The 8,630-nt window shown below is 63.2% G+C and carries 7 protein-coding genes and 3 tRNA genes; all 10 read left to right on the top strand.

Annotated features, from left to right (window positions below):
- The first annotated feature begins 74 nt into the window (after nucleotides 1–74).
- The 10 genes from KQI11_RS12030 (at nucleotide 75) to KQI11_RS11985 (ending at nucleotide 8,623) form a co-directional block, all read left to right on the top strand.
- Nucleotides 75–151, top strand: a tRNA-Ile gene (locus KQI11_RS12030).
- 12 nt (nucleotides 152–163) lie between these two features.
- Nucleotides 164–239, top strand: a tRNA-Trp gene (locus tag KQI11_RS12025).
- A 5-nt stretch (nucleotides 240–244) separates the two neighbouring features.
- Nucleotides 245–320 (top strand) — tRNA-Thr (locus KQI11_RS12020).
- A 246-nt stretch (nucleotides 321–566) separates the two neighbouring features.
- The gene (gene mltG, locus KQI11_RS12015) at nucleotides 567–1,499 is read left to right on the top strand and encodes an endolytic transglycosylase MltG (protein WP_216402283.1); all 933 of its coding nucleotides are present in this window, start codon (nucleotides 567–569) and stop codon (nucleotides 1,497–1,499) included.
- Nucleotides 1,500–2,189: 690 nt separating this feature from the next.
- Nucleotides 2,190–2,783 carry a DUF5662 family protein gene (locus KQI11_RS12010; protein ID WP_216402282.1) on the top strand — a complete coding sequence of 198 codons (594 nt, stop codon included), beginning with the start codon at nucleotides 2,190–2,192 and terminating at the stop codon, nucleotides 2,781–2,783.
- Nucleotides 2,784–2,869: 86 nt separating this feature from the next.
- The gene (locus tag KQI11_RS12005) at nucleotides 2,870–4,786 is read left to right on the top strand and encodes an O-antigen ligase family protein (RefSeq protein WP_216402281.1); all 1,917 of its coding nucleotides are present in this window, start codon (nucleotides 2,870–2,872) and stop codon (nucleotides 4,784–4,786) included.
- Between the two features lie 129 nt (nucleotides 4,787–4,915).
- Nucleotides 4,916–5,665, top strand: a complete 750-nt coding sequence (locus KQI11_RS12000) for a MurR/RpiR family transcriptional regulator (protein WP_216402280.1) — start codon at nucleotides 4,916–4,918, stop codon at nucleotides 5,663–5,665.
- A gap of 117 nt (nucleotides 5,666–5,782) precedes the next feature.
- Nucleotides 5,783–6,730: a carbohydrate kinase family protein gene (locus KQI11_RS11995; protein WP_216402279.1), complete on the top strand. Its 948-nt coding sequence runs from the start codon at nucleotides 5,783–5,785 to the stop codon at nucleotides 6,728–6,730.
- On the top strand, nucleotides 6,714–7,835 hold the full coding sequence (locus KQI11_RS11990; RefSeq protein ID WP_216402278.1) for an SIS domain-containing protein: 1,122 nt from the start codon (nucleotides 6,714–6,716) through the stop codon (nucleotides 7,833–7,835). Before KQI11_RS11995 ends, KQI11_RS11990 begins: the two co-directional genes overlap by 17 nt.
- A complete protein-coding gene (locus KQI11_RS11985) occupies nucleotides 7,832–8,623 on the top strand; it encodes a BtpA/SgcQ family protein (protein WP_216402277.1) in 792 nt (263 codons plus the stop codon). The genes KQI11_RS11990 and KQI11_RS11985 overlap by 4 nt, the downstream gene beginning before the upstream one ends.
- Nucleotides 8,624–8,630: the final 7 nt, after the last annotated feature.

Genomic DNA, 8,630 nt, shown 5'->3' with positions numbered 1-8,630 from the left:
CTTAGCTCAGTTGGTAGAGCATGCGGCTGTTAACCGCAGGGTCGTTGGTTCGAGCCCAACAGGGGGAGCCAGAAGGGCCTTTAGCTCAGTTGGTTAGAGCAGCCGGCTCATAACCGGTCGGTCCGGGGTTCGAGTCCCTGAAGGCCCACCAATATGACCATTTAGGGGTATAGCTCAGTTGGTAGAGCAGTGGTCTCCAAAACCACGTGCCGAGGGTTCAAGTCCTTCTGCCCCTGCCACGTATGCTGCTATGGCTCAGTCGGCAGAGCGCGTCCTTGGTAAGGACGAGGTCGGCGGTTCGAATCCGCCTAGCAGCTCCAAAGAAAGCACCCACAAACCGCATTGTTAAGCGATTTGTGGGTGTTTTCTTGTTGTGTGTAAAAATACAAAAAAGATGAAAAATAGAACAGAATAGAGTGAAATAGAACGTAGATGTTATCAAAATGTTATCAAAAAAAACGCGGTCAAGGGCGCTCCTCGCCTCCATAGATGCCCTCCTCTGCGACTTTTCATTTGTCGGAGAATGTATTATAATAAGCAAAATAGTCGAAAAAGGGGAAGTGACGATGAAACACGCGTATTGGAAAGCCCTCCTGGCGGCCCTGGTCTGCCTCGCCCTCTTGGCGGGCTGCAAAAAGGCAGAGGCAGCGGCGCCCACCGCCGGCGCCACCTTTGTGGAGAGCGCTGCCCTCTTCTCCGACGAAGAGGAGGGGACCCTCTCCCCCAAGGCCATTGCCGCCCAGGAGGAGAAGGAGGCTGCCGAGAAGGCCGCCCAGGAAACCGGCGGTTCCGGCGAAGAGGGAGAGGAGGGCTCTGGCGAGGGCAGCCAGCCCCGCCAGACGGTGCGGGTCACCGTGCCCGAGGGCAGCACCTTCATGCAGATCGCCAATACCCTTGAGAAAAAGGGGGTCTGCACAGCGGCAGATTTCTATAGCACCGCCCAGAATTACACTGTCAAATCCTTCACTGTCCCCGCCACCTCCAACCGCGCCTTTAAGATGGAGGGCTATCTCTTCCCTGACACCTACGAGTTTTACCAGGGGGAGGACGCCGAGTCGGTTTTGCGCAAGATGCTCAACAACTACGCCGCCAAGTCGGGAATGCCCTCTGAAAAGGCCCTGATCCTGGCCTCCATCATCGAGCGGGAGACCCGCAGCACCGAGCAGATGAAGATGGTCTCCTCGGTCTTTCACAACCGGCTGGCCGCCGGGATGCGGCTGGATTCCGACCCCACCCGGGAGTATGTCAACAACTACATCACCGGCAACCCCTTGGTGGCAAATCAGAGCAAGTTCGCCCCCCTCTACAACACCTATAAGTGCAAGGGGCTGCCCGCTGGCCCCATCTGCAACCCCGGCGCCCGGGCCATTGCCGCCGCCCAGAACCCCAGTTCCAGCGAGTACCTCTATTTCTTCTTTGGAAACGACAACCAAAACCACTATTCCAAAACACTGGAGGAGCACGAGGCCCAGATGGAGCAGTACGGGGTGCAAAAATAGCGGCTGTTTTCCAGCTCCCTACCTGGTTTGATGAAAGATCGGCAGGGGGAAGAGGGGATTTGGGGCCTCCCGGTTGGACGCTGCCCTGCGCTGGGAGCGCCAAAAAAGGACGCACAGAAGGGCGGTATCTTCCCCGTTTGCTCTTTGCTATTGCTGAAGGGGCCTGTACAGGCCCCTTCGGTGCGGGTTCGGCAGCCTGTCTTTTCCCGCAGGGAGGGGAGGCCTCCATCGGCTGGATTTCCAAAGGGGCGAGTTGCCGTCCCCCTAAGCGCTTTCTCCAAATCTGTTCTCGTTGCAGGCGAGAGGGCCTTTGCACAGACCCCTGTCGACCTGGTGGAAGCGCCGTAAGACCATACAGAAAGGGCGGGGCTTTTGCCGGCTTGTACCCCGCTGCAATTCATCCGTGAACGCAGTCTCCCATCCAGTTGGCCCCTCCACAGAGGCTCTTTTCTTCAGGTCCTATTGGGCTGTCTCCTAAGCCGGCCGCGCCCTCAAATGAGAAGGGAATGCGCATTTCATTTTGCTTTGGAAATACGCGGGGCGCGCGACCGCTGCAACAGCCCTTCGGGGAAGGGGCCTTTGGGGCGATTTTTCAGTTGTCAAATCCCGGCCAATCCGATATGATGGGGAAAGGCGGAAAAGGGGGAGGCCCCCGCCGCCCGATTTTACAGCGCGAAAGGGGTGAGGGCCGTGAAGTGGCTCTCCCATTTAAAGACGGTCAACCACCACAAAAAACTGGTGCGCCAGTACTGCTTCAAGGTGGGGCTCTACCGGCAGGGCCTGCTGCACGACCTCTCCAAATACAGCCCCGCCGAGTTTTGGGTGGGGGCCCGCTACTTTCAGGGCAACCGCAGCCCCAACGACGCCGAGCGGCAGGACCGGGGGTACAGTTCGGCCTGGCTGCACCACAAAGGCCGCAACAAGCACCACCTGGAGTACTGGATCGACTACTCCCCTGAGGGCGATCACGCCCTGGCGGGGATGAAGATGCTGGTGCGGTATGTGGTGGAGATGTTCTGCGACCGCATCGCCGCCAGCCGCACCTACCGCAAAGAGGCCTATGTGGACCGAGACCCCTGGGACTACTACCAGCGCTCCAAGCCCCACTACATCCTCCACCCCGAGACCCGGGCCCTGCTGGAAGACCTGCTTAGCCGGCTGAAGGACGAGGGGGAGGAAGCTGTCTTTTCCTACATCCGTCGGGAGGTGCTGCCCGCCGCCCGGCAGCGGGACGAGGGGCGAGGGAGAGGGAAAGACGGCGGCAAAAAGAAGGGCGAAATTTGACAACAAAATGGCCCAGGCCGTATAATGGGAGTACTTTGAAGAGAAGAGAAATGCCCCCTTCGCGCAGGGGGACGGGAAGTGATGAGTTGAGCGCTCCGCTCAAAAAAGCATATCATCTCTTTGACAAGACGCTGGGCAACGCCGGCGTTTTTCGCGTGGCCTTTTTGGCCGCCACCATCTTCTACTACGTCAACTTCTACGACCGCATCTTCAACCCCGTCAACCTGGTCTTGGGGATCTGGGCCATCTGCGTCTTTGTCAATGTGGTGCTCATCAAGCGCCTCTACTTTCAGATGCGCCACTGGTTTACCTTTGGGCTGTTCATGCTGGCCTCGCTGCTCTCGGTGCTCCTCAACTGGCGGGACAACCTGCTCTTCAACTTCTTCACCCTGGGGTATTCCGCCCTCTACTTTGTGGTCTTTTTCGGCTGCACCAGCTTAATGGACTTTCACAAGGCCCAGCGGGAACTGCGCATCCTCCTAAAGATCATCGTGCTGCTGGTGACCGCCATCACCCTGGCGGGGGCCCTCTTTGTCACCTACCGGCTCAGCATCACCATCGACGGCTACCACTTCGGCTTTTTTGAGGGGCGCTTTTACGGCATCTTCACCAACCCCAACTACGCCGGTTTCCTCAACGCCCTGAGCATCGTCTGCGCCCAGATGCTCTTGACCATCGACCACCGCCGCAAGCAGAAGATGCGGAAGGTGGCCAAGGCCTTCCTCTGGCTCTCCATCCCCGTCAACCTGGTCTCCCTCTGGTTTACCGACAGCAACGCCGCCCTGGTGCTGCTGGGGGGCTATGGGGTGATGCTGGCCTGCGGGCTGCGCATCAGCTACCTCAAGGAGATCAACTGGAAGACCGTGGGCCGCCAGTCTGTCTTTTTCCTGCTGGCCGCCGTGCTCATCTGCGGGGGCATCTTCTTCACCCGCACCGCGGTGCAGGACGGGACGGCCGACGCCATCATGTACACCGTGACCGAGAACGAGGAGCTGCTCAACGAGGTCAGCGTGCAGGACACCGACGACTGGGTGGTGGTGCTGGGCGGCAGCGAGCGGCCCCTGGGCAGCGGGCGGGACGTGCTGGTCAAGCAGGGGCTGGAGATCTTTACCCACAAGCCCCTCTTCGGGGTGGGCCCGGCCAACATCGAGACGGCGGGGGACCGCTACCTGGAGGACGGGCTGCGCTTCCCCGACCTGCACAACGCCTACCTGACCATCCTGGTGGGCACCGGGGTGGTGGGCTTTGTCTGCTGCTGCACCTTTTTTGTCAGTTACCTCTGGTCCATCCTCAACGGGGTGTTCAACCGCAAATACCGCAAGTTTGACCGGGGGGTGCTGCCCTACGTCATGGCCTTTATCCTCAGTTACGGCATCTACGCCTTTGCCGAAAAGGCCCTTGTCTTTCACATCGACTTCACCACCGCCATCTTCTGGATGTTCATGGGCTATGCGGGCAACATGCTCATCCACCTGGAGAAGAAGTACTCCGCCTTTGTCAAGCGGGGGAAGCCGACGGTGGCCATCTCCGGCGTCTCCCGGGAGCGGGCGCAGGACCTGCTGGAGAAGAGCCCCATCTTCGCCGGGGCGGGGGCCAAGGTGGCCTTTTTGCTCCAGCGCCCCTCCCGCGGGGAAAAGCCCGCCCAGAGCGGCGAGCGGGAGTACCGCTTCACCTACGTCCTCCCCTACCAACACAGCTGGCGCGACCGGGTCTACCGGGCCCTCTCCCTCCTCTTCCCGCGGCTGGCCCTGCGCCACTACATCCCCGACTACGACTGGAACCTGGTGCTGGACAAGCTCTACTACACCGGCGAAAATCCGGCCTTGCAGAGCCTGTTTCTCTACAACCGCCGCCACAACGACGACTTTGATATGGTCCACCTCTCCGGCTTTGAGCCGCCCCACCAGATGCCGGCCCCCGGCCGCCCCACCCGCGCCCTGGCGCGGATCACCGGGGTGCCCCTCTACACCGACCACTCGGTCCCCCCCTCGCAGGAACTCTAGCTGCCCGCGCTCCGGCCCACCGGCCCGGGGCGCTTTTTTTGCCCCCGCATTCGCGCCGGTGCGATTTGTTTTTTGCCGGGAATTCAGATATAATAGAAAAAGCAACGATCCAAAAGGGAGGGATGAACGGTGACCTTTGCCGAGCGGCTGATCGCCTATGAGGACAGTTTGAACGACACCGACGACGCCATTGCCGACTACCTGCGGCAGCACCGGGGGGAGCTGGAGCGCCTCTCCATCCAAAAGCTGGCCGCGGCCCTCTACACCGTCCCCAACACCCTGGTCCGCTTTGCCAAAAAGCTGCACTACACCGGCTTTGCCGAACTCAAGGTGGCCCTGCGGGCGGAGTACGACGCCCCAGCCGGCAGGGTGGAGGTGCCCATCAACATCCAAAAGACGCTGGAGATGCTCGACGAGGGCCAGCTGGCCGCGGTGGCGCGGCGGCTGAAGCGGGCGCGGCGGGTCTATTTTTACGGCATCGGCAACACCAACCCCTTTTGCGAGACCATGGCCCACTACCTCAAGTGCACCGGGAAGACGGCCGAGTCCTTTGACTACCGGCACGACATGTACTACAGTGCCGACCACGCCGAGCCGGGGGACCTGGCCTTTGTCATCAGCGTGTCGGGGGAGACCGACCAGCTGATCAAAGCGGTGCAGATGGCCAAGGCGCGGGGGGCCTACTGCGTGAGCCTGACCTCCCTCTGCCGCAACACCCTGGCGCAGATGGCGGATTGCCGCCTCTACTGCTATACCCAGAAGATGGAGATCGAGGGCTACGAGGTGTCCGACCGGGTGCCGGTGATGCTGGTTTTGCGCAAGCTGGCGGAGCAGTACTGGGCCCTGTTCGACCCGCCCATCGGCCCGCCGGTGAAATAATACACATCTGGCGCAAAAATAGAAAATGTTTTGTATATAAATGAGAGGATCGAATGGCCTCTCTTTTTTTTGTGCTATCCTAAAGCTGTCAAACAGAGACCGACAAGGAGGGATCGAATGAACTGTGAACTGGTGGTTGCGGGCAACCTGTCGCTGGACGACGTCTCCCTGCCCGACGGCAGCCGGCAGGAAAATGTCATTGGGGGCGACGCCCTCTACGGGGCGCTGGGGGCCCGCCTCTGGTGCCCCGGGGTGGGGATGCTCTCCCGCCGGGCCGGCGACTTCTCCCCCGAGAGCTTGCAGCGGTGCCGGGAGGCGGGCATCGACCTGGCGGGCGTCCCCCTCTTTCCGGGGGCCAGCCTGCACAGCCTGGCCGTCTATCGGGCCGACGGAGGGCGGCAGTTCACCGAGCTGTCGCCCCCGGGCACCCGGGAGGCCATGTCGCCCCGGGCGGAGGACATCCCCCCCGCCTATCGGCGCTGCCGGGCGGCCTTCCTCTCCGCCCTGCCCATCGACAACCAGCGGGAGCTGGCCGAGGCATTCCACCGCGCGGGGGCCCTGGTCCTGCTGGACCCCTACGAGGGGGACGCCAGCGGGCGGCGGGAGGCGGTGAAGGACGCCCTGCGCTGGGTGGACGTCTTTCTCCCCAGCGAGGAGGAGGCGGTGCGGCTGCTGGGCCCCCTGGAGGGGGAACGGGACTTTGAGGGGGCGGCGCGGACCTTTGCCTCCTGGGGGCCGGGCGCGGTGGTCATCAAGCGGGGGGCAGAGGGGTGCCTGCTCTACGAGCGGGCGGAGGACCGGTTTGTGCGGCTGCCCTGCCGCCCCACCCGCGCGGTGGACACCACCGGCGCGGGCGACACCTTCGGCGGAGGGCTGGCAGCAGGTCTTCTGCGCACCGGGAAGTTGGTGGAAGCCGCCTGCTGCGGGACGATCTCCGCCTCCTACGCGGTGGAGAGCTTTGGCCCCCAGGGGCTGTTCGAGGCCGAGAGGAGCGCCGCCGAGGGGCGGCTGGAAGCCTATTTAAAAGAGAAGAGGAGTGGTGAAGACAGTGGCAACGGGAATTGACATCATGCGGGAGGAATTGGCGCTGACGCCGGAGGTCATCCGGAAGGGGGTGACCGACTTTGAGGCGGCCATCCGGGAGAAGGCCCACCTCCTTCCCGAGAGCGGGATCAAGAAGATCTACGCGGTGGGGTGCGGGGACTCCCTCTTTGCCGCCCAGGCGGCCCGCTACACCTTTTTGGACCTGACCGGGGTGGACTGCGTGGCCTGCGAGGCGCTGGAGTTCTGCCGCTACGAGGCGGACTATCTGCCGGAGGGGTCGCTGGTGCTGGTCATCAGCTATTCGGGGACGGTGGCGCGGACCGTGGAGTCGGCCCTGATTGCCAAGAAGAGGGGGGCGGCGGTCATCGCCGTCACTGGCAATCCCGACAGCCCCCTGGCAAGGGCGGCGGAGGGGGCCCTGTGCTACCAGGTGGTCTCCCTGGGGTACGCCCCCGGCACCATCTCCTTTACGGCGGCCCTGCTGATGCTTCAGCTCTGCGCCCTGCAGATCGGGCTGCGCACCGGGCACCTGGGCGAGGAGGACGCCCAGCGGGAGCGGGCCTGGCTGCTGCGGGCCGCCGACACGGTGGAGGAGGCCCTGGCCGAAAACGAGCAGGGGGTGCGGGAAATCTGCGCCGGCTGCGCCGACGCCGAGCAGTTCACCGTCTTGGGGGCCGGGCCCAACCAGTCGATGGCCCACTTCGGCGCCGCCAAACTGGTGGAGGGCAAGCGGATCGACGGCATCCCCCAGGACCTGGAGGAGTGGGCCCACCTCAAGTTCTTCGTGAGCGGGCCGGACACCTCCATCCTGATCTGCGCCCCCCAGGGCGGCGGGTACAGCCGGGCGGTGGAGCTGATCCGGGAGATGAATTTTATCGGCGCCAACAGCATCCTCTTTACAGAGAGGGGCCTGGACAGGGCAGAGGCCAGCCACCGAATCACCTACGCCCCCGGCCTGCCCGAGCGGTACACCCCCCTGGTCATCAGCGCCCTGCTGGGCCTCTTTGGCTACCAGATCTGCAAGGTGAGTGGGGTCGAGAGCTGTGATTTCGCCAGCGACGAGGCCAAGGAGGAGCACTACAACACGCTGCACAACAGCGCCTATCGGGAGGACCTGCAAAAATGAGCATTTTGAACCAGTTGAGAGAGGGCTGTTTCACCGTCGGCGTCCTGCACGTCCCCCCCTTTCCCACCAGCGTGCTGGGGGGAGAGCGGAGCCTGGAGGAGATCGTCGAGCACTGCGTGAAAAACGCCCGGGTGCTGGAGGAGAGCGGCTTTTCCTCCGTCCTCCTGCAAAACGTGGGGGATGAGCCGGTGGGCCTCGCCGCCTCGCCGGACACGGTGGCCAACATGGCCGCTCTGGCGCGGGAGGTCAAGAAGGCCCTCTCCATCCCTCTGGGGGTGACCCTGCTGGACCACGACGGGAGGGCCCCCATCGCCATCGCCAAGGCCGCCGGCGCCGACTATGTGCGCATCAAGGTGTTTTGCGGTCTCATGGTGAAGATGACCGGCATGTTGGAGGGGCTCTACTACGACGCCGTCCGCTACCGGCGGGAGATCGGCGCCGGGGAGGTGGACATTCTCGCCGACGTCTTTGACAGGGAGGGGTACCCCCTGGGGGACACCGATTTGGGGGAGATGGCCCGCTTTGCGGTGCAGAGCTGCAAGGCCGACGGGCTGATCCTCACCGGCAAGGACCAGCGGGGCACCGAGGAGATGCTGGAGACGGCCGGCCGGGCGACGGGGGCCCCCCTGCTCATCGGCGGCGGGGTGGACGCCCAAAACGCCGGGCAGCTCAAGGGGCGGGCGCAGGGCTTTATCATCGGCAGCTGTCTCAAAACCCCCGGCGGCCCCTACGCCGACTTGTCGCCCCGCGCCTGCAGAGAGGTGGCGGAGGCGTTCGCCAAACAGTGATGAGAGC

Origin of the sequence: Acetanaerobacterium sp. MSJ-12 (genome assembly GCF_018917875.1) — a bacterium.
GTDB classification, from domain to species: Bacteria; Bacillota; Clostridia; order Oscillospirales; family Ruminococcaceae; genus Bittarella; species Bittarella massiliensis.
The sequence above is the reverse complement of the archived record's forward strand: the minus strand, read 5'-3'. Positions and strand labels throughout refer to the sequence as shown.